18 protein-coding genes, 1 tRNA gene and 1 pseudogene are annotated in these 22,967 nt (G+C 60.7%); 8 read left to right on the top strand and 12 right to left on the bottom strand.

Features of this window, described 5'->3' with window-relative positions:
• Nucleotides 1-25 precede the first annotated feature (25 nt).
• The 6 genes and pseudogenes from rbfA to scpB all read right to left on the bottom strand — a co-directional run.
• A complete protein-coding gene (gene rbfA, locus DD235_RS03675) occupies nt 26-427 on the bottom strand; it encodes a 30S ribosome-binding factor RbfA (RefSeq protein ID WP_109060659.1) in 402 nt (133 codons plus the stop codon).
• Between the two features lie 6 nt (nt 428-433).
• Nucleotides 434-3,451 (bottom strand): translation initiation factor IF-2, encoded by a 3,018-nt coding sequence (infB, locus tag DD235_RS03670; protein ID WP_109060658.1) that lies wholly within the window; start codon nt 3,449-3,451, stop codon nt 434-436.
• 91 nt (nt 3,452-3,542) lie between these two features.
• On the bottom strand, nt 3,543-5,024 hold the full coding sequence (gene nusA, locus DD235_RS03665) for a transcription termination factor NusA (protein WP_109060657.1): 1,482 nt from the start codon (nt 5,022-5,024) through the stop codon (nt 3,543-3,545).
• On the bottom strand, nt 5,021-5,515 hold the full coding sequence (rimP, locus tag DD235_RS03660; protein WP_109061007.1) for a ribosome maturation factor RimP: 495 nt from the start codon (nt 5,513-5,515) through the stop codon (nt 5,021-5,023). Before rimP ends, nusA begins: the two co-directional genes overlap by 4 nt.
• Before the next feature lie 209 nt (nt 5,516-5,724).
• The gene (locus tag DD235_RS03655) at nt 5,725-7,452 is read right to left on the bottom strand and encodes a pseudouridine synthase (RefSeq protein ID WP_239990015.1); all 1,728 of its coding nucleotides are present in this window, start codon (nt 7,450-7,452) and stop codon (nt 5,725-5,727) included.
• A 52-nt stretch (nt 7,453-7,504) separates the two neighbouring features.
• Nucleotides 7,505-8,173 (bottom strand): annotated as a pseudogene (gene scpB, locus DD235_RS03650) (SMC-Scp complex subunit ScpB); the annotation flags it as partial.
• A 119-nt stretch (nt 8,174-8,292) separates the two neighbouring features.
• On the opposite strand from scpB, the gene DD235_RS03645 reads away from it, so the two are divergent.
• Nucleotides 8,293-8,369, top strand: a tRNA-Met gene (locus DD235_RS03645).
• Between the two features lie 79 nt (nt 8,370-8,448).
• Here DD235_RS03645 and DD235_RS03640 read toward each other — a convergent pair.
• The 4 genes from DD235_RS03640 to DD235_RS03625 all read right to left on the bottom strand — a co-directional run bounded on the left by DD235_RS03640 (nt 8,449) and on the right by DD235_RS03625 (nt 10,879).
• Nucleotides 8,449-8,751, bottom strand: coding sequence for a hypothetical protein (locus tag DD235_RS03640; protein ID WP_109060655.1), 303 nt, complete (start codon nt 8,749-8,751; stop codon nt 8,449-8,451).
• A gap of 77 nt (nt 8,752-8,828) precedes the next feature.
• Nucleotides 8,829-9,575, bottom strand: coding sequence for a ribonuclease PH (gene rph, locus DD235_RS03635; RefSeq protein ID WP_109060654.1), 747 nt, complete (start codon nt 9,573-9,575; stop codon nt 8,829-8,831).
• 33 nt (nt 9,576-9,608) lie between these two features.
• Nucleotides 9,609-10,544, bottom strand: a complete 936-nt coding sequence (locus tag DD235_RS03630; protein ID WP_109060653.1) for a YicC/YloC family endoribonuclease — start codon at nt 10,542-10,544, stop codon at nt 9,609-9,611.
• A gap of 23 nt (nt 10,545-10,567) precedes the next feature.
• Nucleotides 10,568-10,879 carry an ArsR/SmtB family transcription factor gene (locus tag DD235_RS03625; RefSeq protein ID WP_109060652.1) on the bottom strand — a complete coding sequence of 104 codons (312 nt, stop codon included), beginning with the start codon at nt 10,877-10,879 and terminating at the stop codon, nt 10,568-10,570.
• A 199-nt stretch (nt 10,880-11,078) separates the two neighbouring features.
• On the opposite strand from DD235_RS03625, the gene acnB reads away from it, so the two are divergent.
• The 3 genes from acnB to DD235_RS03610 all read left to right on the top strand — a co-directional run bounded on the left by acnB (nt 11,079) and on the right by DD235_RS03610 (nt 14,816).
• Nucleotides 11,079-13,670 carry a bifunctional aconitate hydratase 2/2-methylisocitrate dehydratase gene (acnB, locus tag DD235_RS03620; RefSeq protein ID WP_109060651.1) on the top strand — a complete coding sequence of 864 codons (2,592 nt, stop codon included), beginning with the start codon at nt 11,079-11,081 and terminating at the stop codon, nt 13,668-13,670.
• Nucleotides 13,671-13,824: 154 nt separating this feature from the next.
• Nucleotides 13,825-14,172 carry a GlpM family protein gene (locus tag DD235_RS03615; RefSeq protein ID WP_109060650.1) on the top strand — a complete coding sequence of 116 codons (348 nt, stop codon included), beginning with the start codon at nt 13,825-13,827 and terminating at the stop codon, nt 14,170-14,172.
• A 56-nt stretch (nt 14,173-14,228) separates the two neighbouring features.
• Nucleotides 14,229-14,816, top strand: a complete 588-nt coding sequence (locus tag DD235_RS03610; protein WP_109060649.1) for an NADAR family protein — start codon at nt 14,229-14,231, stop codon at nt 14,814-14,816.
• Nucleotides 14,817-15,471: 655 nt separating this feature from the next.
• Here the strand turns inward: DD235_RS03610 and DD235_RS03600 are convergent.
• The gene (locus tag DD235_RS03600; RefSeq protein WP_109060647.1) at nt 15,472-16,014 is read right to left on the bottom strand and encodes a hypothetical protein; all 543 of its coding nucleotides are present in this window, start codon (nt 16,012-16,014) and stop codon (nt 15,472-15,474) included.
• The gene (locus tag DD235_RS03595; RefSeq protein WP_143858071.1) at nt 16,011-16,415 is read right to left on the bottom strand and encodes a DUF6678 family protein; all 405 of its coding nucleotides are present in this window, start codon (nt 16,413-16,415) and stop codon (nt 16,011-16,013) included. The genes DD235_RS03600 and DD235_RS03595 overlap by 4 nt, the downstream gene beginning before the upstream one ends.
• Nucleotides 16,416-16,666: 251 nt before the next feature.
• Here DD235_RS03595 and acnA point away from each other — a divergent pair, with 251 nt between their 5' ends.
• The 4 genes from acnA to DD235_RS03575 all read left to right on the top strand — a co-directional run bounded on the left by acnA (nt 16,667) and on the right by DD235_RS03575 (nt 22,967).
• A complete protein-coding gene (acnA, locus tag DD235_RS03590; protein WP_109060645.1) occupies nt 16,667-19,369 on the top strand; it encodes an aconitate hydratase AcnA in 2,703 nt (900 codons plus the stop codon).
• Nucleotides 19,370-19,481: 112 nt separating this feature from the next.
• On the top strand, nt 19,482-20,645 hold the full coding sequence (locus DD235_RS03585) for a YjgN family protein (protein WP_109060644.1): 1,164 nt from the start codon (nt 19,482-19,484) through the stop codon (nt 20,643-20,645).
• Nucleotides 20,629-21,690, top strand: coding sequence for a M48 family metallopeptidase (locus tag DD235_RS03580; RefSeq protein WP_146193412.1), 1,062 nt, complete (start codon nt 20,629-20,631; stop codon nt 21,688-21,690). The genes DD235_RS03585 and DD235_RS03580 overlap by 17 nt, the downstream gene beginning before the upstream one ends.
• A gap of 62 nt (nt 21,691-21,752) precedes the next feature.
• Nucleotides 21,753-22,967: a DUF2863 family protein gene (locus DD235_RS03575; protein ID WP_109060642.1), complete on the top strand. Its 1,215-nt coding sequence runs from the start codon at nt 21,753-21,755 to the stop codon at nt 22,965-22,967.

Genomic DNA, 22,967 nt, shown 5'->3' with positions numbered 1-22,967 from the left:
ACCAGAAATAGAACGATAGCCCGCGTCAGCGGGCGTCGTCGGGTTCGTCGGGAACGCCGGATTGAGCGCCAGACCGGTTGGCCTGATCGATCAATTGGGACATTTCGATCGCATGCGCCAGTTGGGCATCATGCACGAAGCGCAGGGTCGGGACCGTATGGATATGCAACCGCTTGTACAACAGCGAATGCAGCCAGCCGGCCTTTTCGTTGAGCAGAGCCACGACGGCGTCGGGCTCCGCACCCAACACGGAAAAATAGACCTTGGCATGCGCGTAGTCGGCAGACAGCTCGACCGAGGTCAGCGTGACCAGTCCAACGCGCGACATCTCAATCTCGCGCTGGATGATCTCGGCCAGATCCTTCTGGATCTGATCGGCCAACCGCACATTGCGGTTGGGGATGCTTTTTTGTTTATGACGGCTCATTCAAACTCACAGCGAACGGGCGATTTCCTTGATTTCGAAGACTTCGAGCTGGTCGCCGACTTCGATATCGTTGTTGCCACGCAGGGTGATACCGCAATCGAAACCGCTGCGGACTTCCTTGACGTCGTCCTTGAAACGACGCAGCGACTCCAGCAGGCCGGTCCACTGGACCACATTGCCACGCAGCAGACGGATCTGCGAATCGCGACGCACCACACCATCGGTGACCATACAACCAGCGACCTTGCCGATACGCGAAATGCTGTAGACCTCGCGGATCTCGACCATGCCGATGACTTCTTCCTTGCGCTCGGGAGCCAGCATGCCGGACAGAGCAGCCTTCACGTCATCCACCGCATCATAGATGATGTTGTAGTAACGCAGGTCGATGTCGTTGTTCTCGGCCAGCTTCTTGGCGCTGTGATCAGCGCGCACGTTGAAGCCGATGATCACGGCATGCGAGGCGATGGCCAGGTTGACGTCGCTTTCGGAAATGCCGCCTACGGCTGCATGCACCACCTGTACCTTGACCTCGTCGGTCGAGAGTTTGAGCAGCGAATTGGCCAGCGCTTCCTGCGAACCTTGCACATCAGTCTTGATAATGAGCGACAGAATCTGGGCACCCTCACCCATGTTGTCGAACATGGACTCGAGCTTGGCCGCCTGCTGCTTGGCCAGCTTGACATCACGGAACTTGCCTTGACGGAACAGCGCGATTTCGCGTGCCTTGCGCTCGTCGGCCATGGCGATCAGTTCGTCGCCTGCGGCAGGCACTTCGGTCAGACCCTGGATTTCGACTGGAATGGACGGACCAGCCTTGTGGATAGCCTTGCCGGTTTCATCCAGCATGGCACGTACACGGCCATAGCTTGCCCCCACCAGCACCGAGTCACCCCGGTTCAGCGTACCGGACTGCACCAGTACGGTCGCAACCGGACCACGTCCCTTGTCGAGACGTGCCTCGACGACCAAGCCCTTGGCAGGTGCCTCGATCGGAGCCTTGAGCTCGAGAATCTCGGCTTGCAGCAGCACGTTTTCGAGCAGATCGTCGATACCGGCACCCGTCTTGGCCGAAACCGGCACGAACGGGATATCGCCACCGTATTCTTCGGGCACGACCTCTTCGACCAGCAGTTCCTGCTTGACACGATCCGGATTGGCTTCGGGCTTGTCGACCTTGGTGATGGCCACCACGATAGGCACACCTGCGGCACGCGCATGGTGAATGGCCTCGCGAGTCTGCGGCATCACGCCATCATCGGCGGCCACCACCAGGATCACCACGTCGGTTGCCTTGGCACCGCGAGCACGCATGGCCGTAAAGGCCTCGTGACCCGGAGTATCCAGGAAGGTCACTACGCCACGCGGCGTCTTGACGTGATAGGCACCGATATGCTGCGTAATGCCACCGGCCTCACCATGTGCCACCTTGGCACGACGGATGTAGTCCAGCAGCGAAGTCTTGCCGTGATCGACGTGACCCATGACGGTTACCACCGGTGCACGCGGCAGCGATTCGATTTCACCCAGATCGGTTTCGTCGAGGAAGGCTTCCGGATCATCCAGTTTGGCTGCAATCGCCTTGTGGCCCAGTTCCTCGACCACGATCATGGCGGTTTCCTGATCCAGCACCTGGTTGATGGTCACCATCTGGCCCAGCTTCATCAACAACTTGATGACCTCGGCAGCCTTGACGGACATCTTGTGTGCCAAATCAGCGACCGTGACCGTTTCGGGAACATGCACTTCGCGGACAATGAATTCGGGCGCGGCGCTGGCGGCCTGTTGCTCATCGCGACGATCACCGCGACGGCCCTTGCCCCCCCCCTTGCCACTGCGCCAGCCATCGCGGCCGGCAGGTGCATCGCTGCGTTGCGGGCGATCAGAAGGCTTCTTGCGATTGCCATCGGACCACGACGAAGAGCCGGCGTCGGCCGTCTTGACGGTCTTTTTACCTGGTGCATTGTCTGTCGCAGGCTTGGCATCCTTCTTGACACCTTCCTTCTTGGACGGTTTGTGCAGCGTGCCGGCCACGTTCTGGGGCTCAGGCTCCGGCGCACGCAGCACCTTGCGGGGACGGTTGAGCATGGCACGCAACGCTGCTGCCTCTGCCTCGGCTGCCTTGCGGGCTGCTTCACGATTCGCCGGAGGAGTGGCACCCGCTGCCGCTTCCACTGGTACTGCCTGGCCGGACATATTTTTCTTTCCTGTTGCCGCTTTGGGCGCGGACGAAGCAACTGCCTGCTTGGCAGGGGCCGGTTCCGCGTGTGCTGCTGCGCTGACGGAGGACGGCGCTGCCGTCTGCTCCTGCTGCGCCACGGAAGCGGTTGCTTCCGGCGCAGGGGTGGGTTGTTCTGCCGCCTGCACAGCCGCACCAGCATCGGCGGACTCTACTTGCGGAACGGATGAAATGGATGGCGCTTCGACTGCCGCCGGCGCTGCGTCTTCGACGGCAGGTGCGACGACTTCGGGTGCAGGCTGTTCGGCAGCAACCGTTTCGGCAGGTGCGGAAGCACTTTCTGCAGACTCGGTCACGCTCGGCTCGACTGCGGAAACATCCGCTGCCGGCACATCCTGCACGGCAACTGTCTGCACGACAGCTACCGGCTCGGCAGAAATCGACTCTTCATGCGCGACAGGTGCAACCGAAGTCGCGTCATGGTGATCGAGGTCGGCGGTAACACCCTGGTCGGAGAGAGCAGCTTCGGCAGCCAGCGGATCTTGCAGATCCCGCTTGACGAAGACGCGCTTCTTGCGCACCTCGACCTGCACGGTGCGAGAACGCCCGGTGGCATCAGCATGGCGGATTTCCGAAGTCTGGCGACGTGTCACCGTGATCTTCTTGCCCTCACCGCCTTGCGCCTTACCCTTGCGCAACGACTCGAGCAGCTTCGCCTTGTCGCTTTCGGTGACGACATCGTCGGCCGACTTGAGGTCGATGCCGGCAACGCGCAACTGCTCAAGCAGCGCAACGGCGGGCATTTTCAGCTCATTTGCGAACTGGGCGACGGTATTACTCGACATTCGTTTCTCTCTTCCCTTTCTACTGCATTTTTCAATATTGATGCTGCTGCCTGGCAGGAGGCTGACCGGTACTCACCGGTCACTCCGGCACTTATGCCTCACCATCAAACCAGTGCTCGCGGGCGCGCATGATCAGGTCGCTGGCAGCCTGTTCGTCGATACCCGCCATCTCGGCCAATTCGTCGGTCGCCAGATCGGCCAGGTCATCACGCGTCTCGATGCCATGCTGGGCCAGTTTCTCGATAAGCTCGGGCGTCATGCCTTCGAGACCATTGAGATTCTGGGCAGCCTCTGCTTCTTCTTCCTTGGCGATGGCCTCGGTCAGCAGGGCATTGCGGGCCCGAGTGCGCAACTCGGTGATGGTTTCCTCGTCGAAAGCCTCGATATCGAGCAGCTCCTGCATCGGTACATAGGCAATTTCTTCCAGGCCGGTAAAGCCTTCATCGATCAGGATGTCGGCAACTTCCTCATCCACATCCAGTTTCTGCATGAAAGCGGCGCGCAGCGTTTCGCGCTCCTCTTCCTGGCGGCTGTGGCTTTCTTCCTGGGTCATGATATTGATCTGCCAGCCGGTCAGGTCGGATGCCAGACGGACATTCTGACCGCGTGCACCGATCGCCTTTGGCAGGTTTTCTTCATCGACGACCACATCCATGGCGTGCTTGTCTTCATCGACCACGATCGACTCGACGTTGGCCGGAGCCAGCGCACCAATGACGAACTGTGCGGGATCATCAGCCCACAGGACGATATCGACCTGTTCCCCACCCAGCTCATTGCGCACAGCAGTGACGCGCGAACCACGCATGCCGACGCAGGTGCCGATGGGGTCGATACGCTTGTCGTAAGCCACGACAGCAATCTTGGCGCGCACGCCGGGATCACGCGCAGCCGCCTTGATCTCGAGCAGACCCTGCTCGATCTCGGGCACTTCGTTTTCAAACAATTGCTGGATGAACTCAGGTGCCGTGCGTGACAGCAGAACCTGCTGGCCACGTGCCGTACGGTCGATGGTCTGAACCCAGGCGCGCACACGATCACCGATACGCAGGTTTTCCTTGGGGATCATCTGGTTGCGTGGCAGGCGGGCTTCGATCTTGCCGCTTTCGATGATGGCATCGCCCTTGTCCATGCGCTTGACCGTGCCGGACACAATGCTTTCGCCACGATCCAGGAAGTCATTGAGCACTTGCTCGCGCTCGGCATCACGGATCTTCTGCAGAATGGCCTGTTTGGCAGCCTGCGCACCGATACGACCGAACTCGATGGCCTCGAGCGGTTCCTCGATGTAGTCACCGACTTCGACATCGGGAGCCAGTTCACGGGCATCCGACAGCAGCTCCTGCTGATCGGGCTCCTGCAGGCCTTCCTCGTCGGGCACGACCAGCCAGCGCCGGAAACCTTCATAATTGCCGGTATCGCGGTCGATGGCCACGCGGATATTGACCTCTTCCTCGAAGCGCTTTTTCATGGCCGACGCCAGCGCACCCTCAAGTGCGCCGAAGACCACTTCACGCGGAACGGCTTTTTCGCTCGCCAGCGCATCCACCAGTAAAAGAATTTCGCGACTCATCGCTTCTTACCCTTGAAATTCAGGACGGGATCCAGCTTGGCACGCTCGACATCATCCAGCGTAAAGCTCAACACCTGCATCTCGCCCTTCTGTGCCTCGAACTCCAACCCGAACGTTGTGCCGCCCTGCTGATCGGCGGCTTCGCCTTCCGTTTCCGGAAGCGTCAGAATCCCTGAAAAAACCTTGCGACTATCAATCGCCTCGCGCAGCTTGATTTCGACACGTTCACCCGCAAAGCGCCGAAAATCAGCCTCTTTGCGCAGCGGACGATCGGTACCGGGAGAACTGACCTCAAGCCGGCCATAATCCACATTTTCGACTTCGTAGACGCGCGACAGATGCCGCGAGACCTGCTCGCAATGTTCGATCCGCACACCCTCGGGCGTATCGATGGTCACACGCAACAGCCCCTGACCAGCACGCTCGACATCGACCAGTTCGATATCCATGCCCGCCAGCGCCTGCTCCGTCAACGAAAAAATGTCTGCCATATGCTCAAAAAAAAAGGGCTGAACAACCAGCCCACTGTGTTGCCCCGGCACACGCCAGCGCAAGAGTCGCTATGTATGTGCCAGCCGCCACAACAAGCTGACCATCCGGGCCGGGATCTATCCGCAAGAAAGCGGACATACTGCGCCCACAAAGCGCAGGCACAAGAACCCTAGCCCATCAAAACCGTTTATTTTAACAGAAACAATCGTCAGCGGCTACGGCCAATCACGCCCAGGCGGGACTCGTGTGCAGCCGCGCCACGCGGCTGCCAGTCATCTCCCTGACCGCCCTTCTTGCGTCGCGCAGGACGCTGCTGACCCGAGGTCTTGGGCGCATCGCCCTGACCTTGACGCCCCTGCTTGCCGCCGCCACTCCTGGCAGCCTTGCCGCCAGTCTTGGCTGCAGGACGTGCATTATTGCCTGTCGCTGTTGCCGCACCGGATTGCGGCTTGCTGCGCCCTTTGCGCGCACCACCCGCAGGCTTGCTGCCCTTGGACTCACGCTCCAGGGGATGACCATTGGCATAGCCCCCGGTCAGGAACGAACCCGTGCCGAACGGATCGGACGGGCAACTGAATGCCGCACCGCCACCGCCCTGCAACTTGCCCTTGCGGCTCACGCGCGCACCATTCAGCCCATTGCGCTCCATCGTGCCAAACCCCGGCGGCAAGGCGCTGTCGTGCGACCTGGGCTGTTTGCGCACACGTTCGCCATCGTCATCATCGCCCAACAAACCAAGCTGCACCATCAGCGCTGCCGCCAGATCTTCATTCAACTCATCCCAGCGACCACGACGCAGATTGCGGGGCAGGACAACCTCACCAAAACGGGTGCGAATAAGTCGACTGACCGTGACGCCTGCCGCTTCGAACATGCGGCGAACTTCGCGATTGCGGCCCTCATTAAGGGTAACGCGATACCAGCGGTTGCTGCCTTCCCCCCCCAGGTATTCGAGAGAGCCAAATGCAGCCATGCCATCCTCGAGCTGAACCCCCTCGACCAGTGCCTTGCGCTGCTCATCCCCCAGTTCGCCCAGCACCCGTACCGCATATTCGCGTTCGGCACCATAGCGCGGATGCATCAGACGATTGGCCAAATCACCAGACGTCGTCAGGATCAGCAGGCCTTCCGTATTGAGATCAAGCCGACCGACAGACAGCCATTTGCCGGTGCGCAGCTTGGGCAGGCGCGCAAACACACTGGCGCGGCCAGCAGGATCATCGTGGCTGACGATCTCGCCTGCCGGCTTGTGATAGAGGATCACGCGATGCTTGCGCTTGGATACCTGGCGCGCCACCGGTCGACCATTGACGCGCACCTGATCCTTGGGACCCACGCGCTGACCAATATGAGCAGGCTCGCCATTGACAGACACCCGGCCCGCCACGATCAGCTCTTCCATCTCACGCCGAGAACCGATGCCGGCCTCGGCCAGCACCTTGTGAAGCTTGGGCATGATTGAATCATGCTCAAGGTATTTACCCAGACGTTTGGGCAGTGAGTCAGCCTGATCCAGATAAGCCAGCGCCGCCTCAGCCTCGCGCTCCGCTTCGGGATCGATGACTACCGCCACTTGCTGCGCCTCAGTCGCCGCAGGCTTGTCAGCACGCTTGCGAGAACCTGCCGCCTGACGCTTGCCGCGCCCGGTGGACGGTGCCGATCCCTGGCTGTCTTGCGCCTTTTGCGTCCTGGGTGCCCCCTGGCGCTTGCGGCCACCAGCCGCCTTGCGAGGATTTCCACCCTCTTCCGTCACGCCACCCTCGGCGCGCGGCGGAACATCGCCGACAGGCTGCTGTTCGGCAGCATCGGCACGACGACGCCGAAATGGCGTTCTCAACTTGCGTCCCTTGCCCTTGCCGCCCGCGGTTTCGCCCGCAGGCGTGGAGGCGGATACATCCGCCCGAGTCTGCAACAGTGCTTCTTCTGTAGTCGCCACTGACACTCCAACTTCGTGATTTCAAGAATTATTATTTCGACTCGCCTTCCTTGCGAGTCACAGTATCCGCTGCGTCGGCCAGCGCACCCTCGACAGGCACGATCTGCGGATCTGCCGCAACAGCAAGCCGATCAGGTTCGATCGCATCCCGCTCGGCATCATCCACGGCCTGCCGGGCCATCATCTCACCAAGCAGCCCCGCCGTATCCTGCTGTTCCAGCATGGGCAACTCATCCAGCGCACGCAAGCCGAGATCGTCGAGAAACTGCCGCGTGGTTGCCAGCAGGGCTGGCCGTCCTGGCGCATCACGATGCCCAATGGTATCGATCCACCCCCGCTCCTCGAGCGTCTTGATGATCTGGGAAGATACGGTAACCCCCCGGATATCCTCGATATCCCCGCGCGTCACCGGCTGTCGCCATGCAATGATTGCCAGAGTCTCAAGAACCGCCCTCGAATAGCGAGGCGCTTTCTCGGTACTCAATCGTTCAAGGTAGGGCCGCATCGTTGCGCGGCTCTGAAAGCGCCACCCACCGGCCAACTCGACCAGTTCGAGCCCGCGCTCGCTCCATTCGTGGGCCAATTGCCCCAGCAGAAGGCGAAGCCTGCTGCCATCAAGCTGCCCATCTTCGAATAACTTGCGCAGCTCGGCGTTTGGCATAGGTTGCGCCGCACACAGCAACGCTGCCTCAAGCACTATTATGACATCCTTATCGTCCATATGGTTCAGTGTGCCCGCTTGATGGAAAGCTTATTGTTGCAAATATCGCATGGTAACGCAGCCATCACCCGGATCAACTTGCGAATACGCAACAGGCCTGCTAGAATCTTGGATTCAGACGCGGGGTGGAGCAGTCTGGCAGCTCGTCGGGCTCATAACCCGAAGGTCGTAGGTTCAAATCCTGCCCCCGCAACCAGATATTCAAAAAAAAGGGCTTGCCGACATGGCAAGCCCTTTTTTGTTGCTCGATCTCCCCCATGGGGAAAACGGACCTTTCAGGCTTCCTGGCGCTCCACGCCCTCAGCCAGCCTCAGCAACACTTCCTTGGCCTCGGGCATTTCGTCGTAAAGCGTATCTGCATAGAGCCGCAGGCGGGTTGCCAGTTTCCGGGTCACATCTTCGGGCTCGACATCACTGCCGCTGCGGCTAATCTGCCGCCGGAATCCATCCAGCAGTGCCGCCACTTCGGCATCCAGCGCAGCCCCCGACAGGGCTTCCTTGTGTGCCCGCTTAGACAGCAGTGCAGCCTGTTCTGCGCAGGCGTCGACGATACCGCCATCGCTTTTCACGATTGTCATAGTCTCCTCCTTGGTGGTGATCTGGCCACAGGAACACTGCAGCCGACAGGGACATTATGCCCGCTTGCCCCCGAAGATCAACCGCCAAAAGGTCGTAGATGCGCCCGTTGCTGCGTCACCAGTTGCGCAATGCCGCCCTGGGCCAGATCCAGCAGTCCATCCAGTTCCTGGCGAGAAAAGGCTCGGCCTTCAGCCGTGCCCTGCACCTCGACCAGATTGCCCTGGCCCGTCATCACCACATTGACATCGGCCTCGCAACCCGAATCCTCTATATAGTCAAGATCCAGCAGCGGTGCACCGCGATACAGCCCCACCGATACGGCCGCTACCTGGTCAATGATCGGAGATTCGGCCAGATCACCGCGCCGCAACAGCAGATCCACGGCATCCGCGGCCGCCAGCCAGGCACCGGTAATCGAGGCACAGCGGGTGCCGCCATCGGCCTGCAGCACATCACAATCGAGATGCAGTGTGCGCTCGCCAAGCTTCTGCAAGTCGAACACCGCACGCAAGCTGCGACCAATCAGGCGTTGGATTTCCTGGGTTCGGCCACTTTGCTTGCCCTTGGCTGCCTCACGGTCTCCCCGCGTATGGGTCGCCCGCGGCAGCATGCCGTACTCAGCCGTCACCCAGCCCTGCCCCTTGCCCTTGAGAAAAGGCGGCACCTTGTCGAGCACGCTGGCCGTGCACAGTACATGCGTCTGGCCCATACGGATCAACACCGCCCCTTCGGCGTGGCAGGTAAAGCCGCGCTCCAGCGACAGATCGCGCAACGCATCAGGGCGACGCCCGTGGGCACGGACATGGGAAGTCGAGTCATTCATGGCAATATCCTGGTTGCATGGGTATCCATGCGGTCATTCAAAATTTGCAGCCTGCTCGCGCATCTGCTCGATCTGCAGCTTGAGATCCATCGCAGCACGGGTCATGATCAGCGCACCCGATTTGGAACCCAGCGTATTGGCTTCCCGATTCATTTCCTGAAACAGGAAATCCAGTCGCTTGCCTGCACTGGTACGCTTGCCACGCGCATCCTCGGATGCACCATGCTGCAACAGGTGACGCAGTTCAGCCAGATGTGAACGCAAGCGGGCGATTTCTTCCGCAACATCGATGCGCAAGGCAAACAGATTGGCCTCGCTCGCCAGACGCTCCGACAGCTCCTGGCCGCCGATATGGGCAAAGCCCCCCGGAAATGCCTGCGCCACCGATTCCTGCAGGCGCGCCTGGAGTTTCTGGCGGTAATCATCCTGAATACCCGGCAATTGCGGCTCCAGCCCATCGAGAATCGTGGCAATCGTATCTGCGCACCCCATGACCACCTCTGCCAGGCGTGCGCCCTCACGTTCGCGGGCCTGCACGAATTGGGACAGCGCGGTTTCGGCAGCCTCCAGGGTCAATGCCAGTTGTGCCTGCTCACGCTCGCCAGGATCGGCTTGCTCGGCCTGTCCACCCAGCCACTGTAGTACCTCCTGCAGGCGAGGCGCGGGCGTATCCGGAAGAATGCTGCGCACCTGCGCCAACTGGCGGGCCAAGGCCTCCAGCGCAGCCATATCGGGAATACGGGCAGCATCACTGCGAGCACCCTGGCTGGCCAGTCGTATCTCGACCTTGCCGCGCAGCAAACGCGCCGACAGCAACTCGCGCAGGCGGCTTTCCGTATGACGGTATTCGTCCGGCAACTTGAAATGGAGATCGAGAAAACGGCTGTTGACGCCCCGCAGCTCAATGGTGAGCTGCGTATCGTCGTGCCGTGCGGTGCCGCTGCCGAAGGCAGTCATGCTGAGAATCATGGGCAATATCCGGTTGGGCCCCATCAGGGGCAGAAAATATCTTTGAGTGTGGCGATCAGGCGCTCGATGCGCGGATCGGCAATGCGGTAATAGAGCGTTTGTGCTTCGCGACGATAGGCCACCATGCCTTCCTCGCGCATTCGCGCCAGATGCTGCGACAGCGCCGACTGACTGAGGTCGACATGCTCAAGCAGCGCACCGACGCTCATTTCCTCGCGTTCGATGAGCAGGCACAGGACAAGCAGGCGATGGGGATTGCCCACGGCCTTGAGCAGCGCGGCAGCCTCGGCGGCACCGGCGAGCAGGAATTCCTTGTCTGCGACGTGCGTATTCATGGTGCGATTTTATCGCAAAGCCCTGTTTATCCGCCCAGCAGACAAAAACCATGCTGCAAAGCCGCAACGCATCTTATGTCTTATATAAGAGTATTGCCAGTCTGCAGGCTTCGTTCTACAATGCCGCCAGGGGTCATGCATTGGCGTGCCGATGCCCGGACCCGGATTTTCCCCACTCACTTTTCATATACAGGCCGCCATGCTAGAAGCCTATCGTCAACATGCCGCCGAACGCGCCGCGCTTGGTATTCCTCCCCTGCCCCTTTCTGCCCAGCAGACGGCTGATCTGATCGAACTGATCAAGTCGCCTCCGGCAGGCGAAGCCGACTTCCTGCTCGACCTGCTGACGCACCGCGTGCCGGCCGGTGTGGATGACGCCGCCAAGGTCAAGGCCTCCTATCTGGCAGCCATCGCACTCGGCAAGGAGCCGTGTGCACTGATCAGCCGCAAGCACGCGGTCGAACTGCTCGGCACCATGCTGGGCGGCTACAACGTTGCCCCGCTGATCGAACTGCTGGATGACGCCGAAGTCGGTACCGCTGCGGCCGAGGGCCTCAAGAAGACCCTGCTGGTGTTCGATGCCTTCCACGACGTCAAGGAAAAGGCCGACAAGGGCAATGCCAACGCCCGTGCCGTACTGCAGAGCTGGGCCGATGCAGAGTGGTTCACCAGCCGTCCCGAAGTGCCGGAAAGCCTGACCATCACCGTTTTCAAGGTCCCTGGCGAAACCAATACCGACGATCTGTCGCCCGCACCCGATGCCACCACGCGCCCGGACATCCCGATGCACGCGCTGGCCATGCTCAAGAACAAGCGCGATGGCGCAGCCTTCCAGCCTGAAGAAGACGGCAAGCGCGGCCCGGTCAAGTTCATCGAATCGCTCAAGGAAAAAGGCCATCTGGTCGCCTACGTGGGCGATGTGGTCGGTACCGGCTCCTCGCGCAAGTCAGCCACCAACTCGGTGCTGTGGTTCACCGGCGACGACATCCCCTTCGTGCCGAACAAGCGTTTTGGCGGCGTGTGCCTGGGCAGCAAGATTGCCCCGATCTTCTACAACACCATGGAAGATGCCGGTGCCCTGCCGATCGAACTCGATGTGTCGCAGATGGAAATGGGCGACGTGGTCGAACTGCGCCCCTATGAAGGCAAGGCCATCAAAAACGGCGAAATCATCGCCGAATTCAAGGTCAAGTCCGATGTGCTGTTCGACGAAGTGCGCGCCGGCGGTCGCATTCCGCTGATCATCGGCCGCGGCCTGACCGCCAAGGCACGTGAAGTGCTGGGCCTGGCACCTTCCGAACTGTTCCGCCTGCCGCAAAACCCTGCCGACACCGGCAAGGGCTACACGCTGGCACAAAAGATGGTGGGCCGTGCCTGTGGCCTGCCCGAAGGCAAGGGCATCCGTCCGGGCACCTACTGCGAACCCAAGATGACCTCGGTTGGCAGTCAGGACACCACCGGCCCGATGACCCGTGACGAACTCAAGGATCTGGCCTGCCTGGGCTTTTCGGCCGACCTGGTGATGCAGTCGTTCTGCCACACCGCCGCCTATCCCAAGCCTGTCGACGTCAAGACCCACCACACGCTGCCGGCCTTCATCAGCACGCGCGGCGGCATTTCGCTGCGTCCGGGCGATGGCGTGATCCACTCGTGGCTCAACCGCATGCTGCTGCCGGATACCGTCGGTACCGGCGGTGACTCGCACACCCGGTTCCCGATCGGCATCAGCTTCCCGGCCGGTTCCGGCCTGGTGGCCTTTGCCGCTGCCACCGGCGTAATGCCGCTGGACATGCCCGAATCCGTGCTGGTCCGCTTCAAAGGCAAGTTGCAGCCGGGCGTCACACTGCGCGATCTGGTCAACGCCATTCCGCTGTACGCCATCAAGCAAGACCTGCTGACCGTTGCCAAGCAAGGCAAGAAGAACATCTTCTCCGGTCGCATCCTGGAAATCGAAGGTCTGCCCGACCTCAAGGTGGAACAGGCATTCGAACTGTCCGACGCCTCCGCCGAGCGTTCGGCTGCCGGTTGCACGGTGCGCCTGAACAAGGATCCGATCATCGAATACCTCAACAGCAACATCGTGATGCTGAAGTGGATGATCGCCAACGGCTATCAGGACGAGCGCAGCCTGCGCCGCCGCATCGCCGCCATGGAAGCCTGGCTGGCTGATCCCAAGCTGCTGGAGCCGGATGCAGACGCCGAGTACGCCGCCGTGATCGACATCGACCTGGCCGACGTACACGAGCCCATCGTCGCCTGCCCCAATGACCCCGACGACGTCAAAACGCTGTCTGACGTGGCAGGTGCCAAGATCGACGAAGTGTTCATCGGCAGTTGCATGACCAACATCGGTCACTTCCGTGCCGCCTCCAAGCTGCTCGAAGGCAAGCGTGACATCCCGGTCAAGCTGTGGGTCGCCCCGCCGACCAAGATGGATGCCCAGCAACTGACCGAGGAAGGCCACTACGGCGTGTTCGGCACGGCAGGTGCGCGTACCGAAATGCCGGGCTGCTCACTCTGCATGGGTAACCAGGCACAGGTGCGCGAAGGTGCCACGGTGATGTCGACCAGCACCCGCAACTTCCCCAACCGTCTCGGCAAGAACACCAACGTATATCTGGGTTCGGCCGAACTGGCTGCCATCTGCTCGCGCCTGGGCCGCATTCCGACCAAGGAAGAGTACATGGCCGATATCGGTGTGATCAACGAGAACGGCGACAAGATCTACCAGTACCTGAACTTCGACAAAATCGAAGACTACAAGGACGTGGCAGACACCGTCAGCGCCTGATCCCCGGCACCCGGGTTGCGTGACTTCACAGTCGCGCAACACCGGTTTCGCCACGCGCAACGCTCCTGGTTTCTCACGATCCAGGAGCGTTGCTGTTTTCACCCTGCCAGAATACGGTTTTCTTGCGTTTCCTGACCGTCACCCTCCCTTTGCCATGGTTTCCCTGTTTCTCAAAATGCTGCTCGGTGCCTTGACGGTGTTCGTCATTGCCCTGCTGTCCAAATCTCGCAGCTTCTTCATCGCCGGCCTGGTGCCGCTGTTTCCGACCTTTGCCCTGATCGCCCACTTCATCGTGGGCACCTCGCGTGCTGCAGCAGACCTGCAGGCCACGGCGCTTTTCGGGCTGTGGTCACTGGCCCCCTATGCTGCCTATCTGCTGGCGGTGTATTACGGCAGCGTACGCTACAGCCTGCCCGCCACGCTGATCGGTGCCACAGTGGTCTGGGCGATCGTGGCCGGCATCCTGCTGATCGGCTGGAGTCGTTTACATGCGGCGACCTGATTGGCCCAGTGCATGCAAATCATGCATACTGCCGCTTTTATCCATTCAGGCAAACCATGACGCACCGACCTGAAACCGTTGCCGGTATCGACGACACCCAATTTCTGCAGGCATTGCGCAAGCGCTTCAATGCAGGCGAAAAACTCAAATATGTGTTCTTCTGGGGGCACCAGCAGGCCAAGTCAGGCATCACAGCCAGTTGCTTCAGCCAATGGTACGGTGCACCGTTCGTCGTGGACGGACATCGCTACGCCAGCGCCGAACATTTCATGATGGCCGAGAAAGCCCGCCTCTTTGGCGACCACGAAAACCACGCCAAGATCCTCCAGGCCTCCAACCCCGGTGCCGCCAAGGCCCTGGGGCGGCAGGTACGCGGCTTTGACGATGCGACCTGGCTGGCCCAGCGATTCAATATCGTGGTCCGGGCCAATCAGGCCAAGTTCAGCCAGAACAAGGACCTGGGCGACTACCTGAGGCAGACAGGTTCCCGCATCCTGGTCGAAGCCAGCCCGGTGGACCGCATCTGGGGCATCGGCATGGCCCAGGACGATACGCATGCCGGCAATCCCATGCTTTGGCGCGGCCTCAACCTGCTGGGCTTTGCCCTGATGCAGGTGCGGGAAGAATTGGGCAACCGTATCTAAAGCTCACGACATCAGTTTCAAGAGGCTTTCCCGCACAGGTTACCCAGGCACACACCGATAGACCATGACACTCCAGTATCCGCGTCCGCTCCGGGCGTGGCACGCCCACCCGTCTGCTTCCAGGTGCCTGGCGATCAGGCGATTCATGACACCGTGCCCGGCCAGGAAAACACGACCTGCACCGGATAAATCCTGAAGCCGTTGTGCCGCCGTATGTGCTCGCCGTTTTGCGCAACGGACACTTTCGGCCGCACCAGAAAAACCACATAGCCAGAGCATCCGAAAAATAAATGCCCACGTAAATGGGGACAGGCGTGGATGATGCCAGTGCGTATGAGGCAATTGCGCTTCGCAGAAAACATCATCCACGATATCGGGCTCAACCCCCAACACCTGCAGGGAAGAACGCGCCCTGGGCGCGCTGCTCGACACAATGACACGGGCTGAGGCAGCCAGCGTCATGCAGGCATCAGGAGCCTGCTCGTCAACAATCTCGGCACAGTCATATTGTGCCATCCAGTCTTGCATCTCACGAGCCGGGATTTTTTGTGATGAGGACAGATCAGGGCGGCCATGCCTCATCAAAATTATTTCTCTATGCGCCATAATATCCACACGCTGATTTCGAATTTATCTTCCCAGGCATGGCAGCCATTCAGGTAGTCGAGGCCCCGTCACCTGAATCGAGCGCCGCAATGAAATCATTCACAGACGCCCGATATTGCGCCAGATCGAAATACAGGTCAGATATGACATGGGAGATCCGGTCGTCATCGTCGTCCGTGTCTTCAGCCTCTTCAGGGTCTGTTTCATAACGGATGTCACGCCAGCACACGCGGTCACCTTCGACGTTCAGTTCGCAGGAAATCACACCGCAGTAGTCACTGCCGCAATGGCAGCGATACAGTACAAAGCGCCCGGAACCAAACTGGTTGAACGGCACGCAAAGGCCAAGAAAACCCTGTAGCTGGTTTTCCCTGGCAGTCTTTACGGAATCCAGAAAAGTCATGCCGAACCAGGGCCGGCTGCCGGCAAAACCGAGCACGGTGGACAGAGGCTGCCCATCCACGATGAATTCGGACTGCTCGCATGTATTTGACTTCCCATTGATGACATAGGGAATCGACCTGCGTTCGATCTGCAACCGGCTGCTCGCAGGCTGGGACACATTCGACTCAGAAATATTTTGCTTGTTCATTTGGAGCGTGACACATATACAGGAGGCTGCCGGCTATCAACATACCCCCACACCCGGAAATCCTGCCCAACTCGACTGTATGGAACACCCACGGCCTGCAGGCAGGCTTCGATCGCTTTTTCATGATCAATCAGGGCAGGCGGCACCAGGCGGCCACGATGGATTTCTTCGATGGCATGCACATCCAGCCACTCGTACCACTCGGGCCCCTGCCTGATGAACTCCGGCCAGTCAATATGACATTTGCCGCTGCGCACATCCGGGTCAAGATAGCGAACGGACGCCAGTGGGCCATTCTGGCCGATCCTGTCCAGCCCTTCGGCCAATTCGGTCCATTTGGTCCGGTTCATGACGGACACCAATCCCCGTGCGTCGAGGAATGCCCTGATCCTAGGGTGCATGGTACTGCTCCAGCGCAGGCGCATCATCGGCACGGAACGCGCGTATGTATACGGGAAAAGTCATCGTGATCGGAAGTGTAACCTGCCTATTTCCCTGCCTGACACCGATCTCGTGCCTGCATGGCCGCCACAGGGCTGCCCCTTTCTAGGCAATCAGGCCGGACTCTGGCACACTGTTGTGCATGCTTGCGGCAACCCGGACCCGGCATCCGGATGTCTGCCACGACAGCCACCCACACATGGAGTCCGAGATGAACAACGACAGCTTCAAAACGCTCAAGACCTTCAAGCTGGGAGACACCTCCTGTCGCTACCATTCATTGCCGGCGCTGGGCAAGACACTCGGTATAGACGTGCAGCGCCTGCCTGTCTCGATTCGGCTGGTGCTGGAATCCGTACTGCGCAATTGCGACGGCCAGAAAATCACCGAAGCACATGTGCGCGAGCTGGCCGGCTGGCAGCCCTGTGCGCACCGTGAAGCGGAAATCCCTTTCGTGGTGGCGCGCGTGGTACTGCAGGACTTCACCGGCGTGCCGCTGCTGGCCGATATCGCCGCCATGCGCTCGGTTGCCAAATCCATGGGTCGCGATCCTCAGTTGATTGAACCTCTGGTACCCGTCGACTTGGTGGTGGACCACTCGGTCATGATCGACTATTACCGCCAGAAAAACGCCCTCGACCTCAACATGAAGCTGGAATTCAAGCGCAATGAAGAGCGCTACCGCTTCATGAAATGGGGCATGCAGGCCTTCGACACGTTCAAGGTCGTGCCGCCCGGCTTCGGCATCGTGCACCAGGTCAACCTCGAATACCTGGCGCGCGGTGTGCATCGCAGCCCTGACGGCATCTACTATCCCGACACCCTGGTCGGTACCGACAGCCACACCACCATGATCAACGGCATTGGCGTGGTCGGCTGGGGCGTCGGCGGCATCGAGGCCGAGGCCGGCATGCTGGGGCAACCCGTCTACTTCCTGACGCCCGATGTGGTCGGTGTCGAACTCAAGGGCAAGCTGCGCGAAGGCGTCACCGCCACCGATCTGGTGCTGACCATCACCGAAATGCTGCGCAAGCACAAGGTCGTCGGCAAATTCGTGGAATTCTGCGGGCCGGGCACCTCCAGCCTGTCGGTGACCGATCGGGCCACCATTGCCAACATGGCCCCCGAGTACGGTGCCACGATGGGCTTTTTCCCGGTCGATGACCGTACCATCGAGTACTTCGAAGGCACAGGCCGGACTGCCGAGGAAATCGCCGCCTTCCAGGCCTACTTCAAAGCGCAGAAGATGTATGGCGTGCCGCGTGCCCGCGACATCGACTACACCACGCTGCTGACCCTCGATCTGGGCAGCATCGCACCCTCCCTGGCCGGCCCCAAGCGCCCACAGGACCGGATCGAGATCGGCAACGCCAAGCAGACCTTCACCGATCTGTTCTCCCGACCGGTCGCCGAAAACGGCTTTGCGCAGCAGGCAGACCGGCTGGATCATACCTACAGCACCACGCATGGTGTACCGATCCGCAATGGGGATGTTCTCATCGCCGCCATTACTTCCTGTACCAACACGTCGAACCCGAGCGTGATGCTGGCCGCCGGACTGCTGGCCAAGAAAGCCGTTGAAGCCGGGCTCAAGGTGCCAAAACACATCAAGACCTCGCTGGCCCCTGGTTCGCGCATCGTGACCGAATACCTCGAAAAAACCGGTCTGCTGCCCTATCTGGACAAACTCGGCTTCAACGTGGCGGCCTACGGCTGCACCACCTGCATCGGCAATGCCGGCGACCTGGACCCCGAGATCAACCAGGCCATCCTCGAAAACGATCTGGTCTGCGCCGCCGTTCTCTCGGGCAACCGTAATTTCGAAGCGCGTATCCATCCCAACCTCAAGGCCAATTTCCTGGCTTCGCCACCCCTGGTCGTGGCCTATGCCCTGGCCGGCAGCGTAACGCGCGACCTGATGACCGAGCCGGTCGGGCGCGGCAAGCACGGCGATGTCTGGCTGGGCGATATCTGGCCGACCTCCCATGAGATCCAGGCACTGGTGCAGTATGCGCTCAACCCGTCCGCCTTCCGGGAAAACTATGCCCAGGTGCGCAGCAAGCCGGGGCCGCTCTGGGAAAAGATCAAGGGCGTGACCGGACAGACCTACACCTGGCCTGCGTCGACCTATATCGCCGAACCGCCCTTCTTCCAGGCATTTTCCATGACGCCGGCCGCCATGCCGGCCGTCACCGGGGCACGGGCGCTCGGCATCTTCGGCGACTCGGTCACGACCGACCATATCTCGCCGGCCGGCAGCATCAAGGAAACTTCGCCGGCAGGCAAGTGGCTGATGGAAAACGGCGTCATGCGCGCTGATTTCAACAGCTACGGTTCGCGTCGCGGCAATCATGAGGTCATGATGCGCGGCACGTTTGCCAATGTCCGCATCAAGAACCTGATGATCCCGGCACGCCCCGACGGCACCCGCTTCGAGGGTGGCGACACGCTGTACCAGCCAGATGGCGAGCAGATGTCTATCTATGACGCTGCCATGCGCTACCAGGCCAAGGGCATTTCCACCGTCGTCTTCGGTGGCGAGGAATACGGCACCGGCTCTTCGCGTGACTGGGCGGCCAAGGGCACCCAGTTGCTGGGCGTCAAGGCCGTGATTGCACGCAGCTTCGAGCGCATCCACCGCAGCAACCTGGTCGGCATGGGGGTACTGCCGCTGCAGTTCAAGGATCAGGACAGCGTGCAGTCGTTGCAGATCGACGGCAGCGAGACCTTCGACATTACCGGACTTGAAAACGGCATCCGGCCACAGCAGGATGCCACCCTGGTTATCCGTCGCGCCAACGGCAAGGTACGCAAGGTCGCGGTCTTGCTGCGCATCGACACCCCCATCGAGGTCGAGTATTACAAGCACGGCGGCATCCTGCCCTACGTGCTGCGACAACTGCTGGCGGCATAGCGCCAGGGCGGCTCACGCCGCCGAAACAGTTGTTATTTGCTATTATTCGCCCTGATTCATTATGCGCGGCGGCCGCTGACGGTCGCCGCTGCCATTTCAGGAGCCTGACCGAATGACCGCCGATCCCTCTGCCGCCGACGACTTCCTCGCTACGGTGGAGTCATTTCCCGTCCCCTCTCCCTCCCAGCGCAGGGAAATTCCTGTCGCGTTCAACGGCACTGCCGGCGATTATTTCGGTGTCTGGATCGTCAACCTGCTGCTCACTATCCTGACGCTGGGTATCTGGTCTGCCTGGGCCAAGGTGCGGACCAAGCGCTGGTTCTACGGTCACACCAGCATCGACGGACACGCATTTGAATATCACGCCACCGGCATGCAGATTTTCAAGGGTCGCCTGCTGGCCATCGTCCTGATCATCCTGCTGGCACTGCCAGGCGCATTCTTCCCGCCCGCCCAGTTGCTGACGCTACTGGTGCTGCTGCTCCTCATGCCCTGGGCGCTCAACGCCGGCCTGCGTTTCAATGCCCGGGTCAGCAGCTGGCGCAATGTGCGCTTCAATTTCCAGGGCAGCTATGGTCGCGCGCTCTGGCTGTTCGTCGGTCTGCCCTTCATCACGCTATTCACGCTGGGACTGCTGGCCCCCGTGGTCTCCCGCATGATTGCACGCTACGTCATCGGCAATACTCAGTTCGGCAATGCCCGCATGGACACGCAACCACGCGTGGGCCATCTCTACGGTATCTTCGGACTGTCTTTCCTGCTGTTCCTGGCGCTGTTCATCGGTATTCCCCTGATCCTGAGCATCCTGTCACTGCTGCCACCGCTGAGCAGTATCCTCTTCATTCTACAGTCGCCACACATGGCCAGCAGTTCAATGCCGCCGGAGATGATGGTAAGCCTGATCCTGGCAGTGGTACTGCCGATCATTCTGTCGTTCTACCTGGCCATTTTCGTCGCGGCACTCTACTACGGAACCCGTGAACGCAACGAAGTCCTGAACCAGCTCAGCATCGACGGCGTGCATGGCATGCGCAGCACGCTGTCGCCCTGGCGCCTGATGTGGATTTTTGTCTCGGGCGGGCTGGCAACAATCTGCAGCCTTGGGCTGGCCTACCCTTGGGCACGCGTGCGTCATTACCGCTACCTGGCCACGCAGGTCACACTGCTGGCACAGGGCGATCTCGACTACTTCGTCACGGCGCAGGGCAATACGCCCAGCAGCTTCGGGGGCGAATTCGGCGAACTCGAAGGTTTTGCAAGTGCCGTCAGCCTCTGAGGCATCTGTCGTACTCTCCGGCCGTCTCTTCGCGGCCGGCTCTGCGGCCTGCGCCGATGCCATGCTGTCCATCGACGAGCATGGTCTGCTGCGGCTCGACTGCGGTCTGCAGCAGGAACACCTCGATGCCACCACGCTGGCCTGGGGGGACCGCATCGGCCGGGCACCCCAGCGTATCGAACTGCCCGATGGCCGTATTTTCGAAACCAGTCTGCATGACACTGCCAGCAGGCTGAGGCAGCAACTGTATGGCCGGGCACCGCACAATGTGCTGTTCTACCTCGAACGGGTACATCCTCGCCTGCTGCTGCTTTTCGTGTTGGCCATCGCGCTGATGTTCGCTGGTGTACGCTGGGGGGTTCCATGGACAGCCGACCTCGCTGCCCGCCTGGTTCCGGTTTCGGTCGAGCAGCGAATCGGCACAGGCGTCATGCAGACGCTGGATTATGCTGTCTTCAAGCCCAGTACGCTGCCTCCCAAGCAACAACAGCAGGTCCAGGCTGTGTTTGATGACCTGGCGCGCAACCAGGTAAATCTCGAGCACACACTGCAACTCCACTTTCGCAAGGGCGACACCATCGGTGCCAATGCACTAGCCCTGCCCGGCGGTGATATTGTCATTACCGACGAACTCATCGAAATGGCATCCAGCCAGGATGAAATCGCCGGTGTTCTCGCGCATGAAATCGGCCATGTCCACCACCGCCATGGTCTGCGCCGCATGGCACGTGCCGTTGGCCTGTCTGCCGTACTGATGATGATGACCGGCGATATCAGCAGCATGGTCAGCGACACGGCCGCCATGGGGGCGGGCCTGCTCGATCTGGCCTATTCCCGGGACTTCGAGCGCGATGCCGACACCCATGCCGCCGAACTGATGCAAGCCAGCGGACGCGATCCCGCTGCGCTGGCGCAGATGCTGGAGCGACTGGAAAAATCACACCCGGACAAGCTGTCACTGCCCGACTGGACGGCCTCGCATCCCGCCACCGAAGAACGCATACGCAGGCTCAGGGAAACCCTGCAGACACACCCGGCAGATTGATACGGGTTAAACTGGGCAGTCATATTCCGTTTATCTTTTTTGCAGGCAGCCCTGCTCCCTACATGCTCCGTACCCGCCGTACCGTTTCCTCTTCCCTGCAACGCGATGCCAAGCGCCTGGGTGCCTTGGCACTGGCACTGGGTGCTTCAGGCAGTCGTGTCGAAGACATTTACTGGGAAAACCAGTTGGCCGACCAGATTCGCAAACTGCTCCGGCAGCAGCAGGACGAGGCGCTTGAACACGCCCTGGACGAACTGGCCCAATCCGACACCAATGCCTACGAAGTGCTGATCGAACTGATCGAGACACACTCCGAGTCCGGCACCGTGACCGGCCCTGACGGACAGCCCTGGGATGCCTTGCTGATCGTCGCACCGCTTGCTGCCTGGACACGTTACAGCATTTTTTCCGGCCCACTGACTGCACCGGCCCATGCCAGGCTGCAACAGGCTCTGCATACCGATATTCTGGCACCGGATGCCCGGCTGGCACTGTTGCCTGCACTGTTCAGCATGGATCAGATGCCGCGCTCGTTTTCCGAAACCTGGCGCTGGATGCAAAACCTCGCACAACAGGCTGTCCAGGGCAGCGAGGTCCATCTACAGGACTACCTGCTGTCGGAACAGGTCGAAACGGCACCCATGCTGGCAGACACGCGCTATCTGGTTGGCGTGGTCGCCGCCCCTGCAGGTGCACCGCTGTTCCGTTGGCAGGAAGACGGCGGCCGTCCCGAAGCCAGTCGCGGCAACAGCCTCGAACAATGGATCGCCCATACCCACGAAGCCTTTTCTGAACTGCTGCCCGGCTGCGCATTCGAATGTATCCTGCCCGATGCCTACTATGTCAGCAACCGCGAGGCAGACAAGACCATCCGTCCGCTGACGCTGCAGGCCGCTCTTTCCTGGCTGCAGGAAAGCATGGACATGCCGGCCGAGACCCTGCGTGCCGTCATCGCCGGCTGCGGCGAATCACGTATCGAGGAATACCGCATCGGCCTGACAGCCAAGCAGAGCAACGACGTCATCTACGGCTGCATGTGGCCGCTGTTCGGCCCGGAAGTAGCCATCCAGGCCATCGACGACGGTGCCGAAACCGTCGCGCAGATCAGCGAACTGTTGCGCCGCAGCGGTGTGCGTGAGATCCGTCGCATTCCCGGCCTGCTGGCTCCCGAGCACTGCGAAGACTGCGGTGCCCCCTATTTCCCCAACCCGCAGGGGGAACTGGTGCATCCCGAGATGCCCGAGGAAGTTCCCTCCGCACCTGCGTTGTTCCACTGA

Source organism: Corticimicrobacter populi (assembly GCF_003123725.1).
Classification (GTDB): Bacteria; Pseudomonadota; Gammaproteobacteria; order Burkholderiales; family Burkholderiaceae_B; genus Corticimicrobacter; species Corticimicrobacter populi.
The sequence above is the reverse complement of the archived record's forward strand: the minus strand, read 5'-3'. Positions and strand labels throughout refer to the sequence as shown.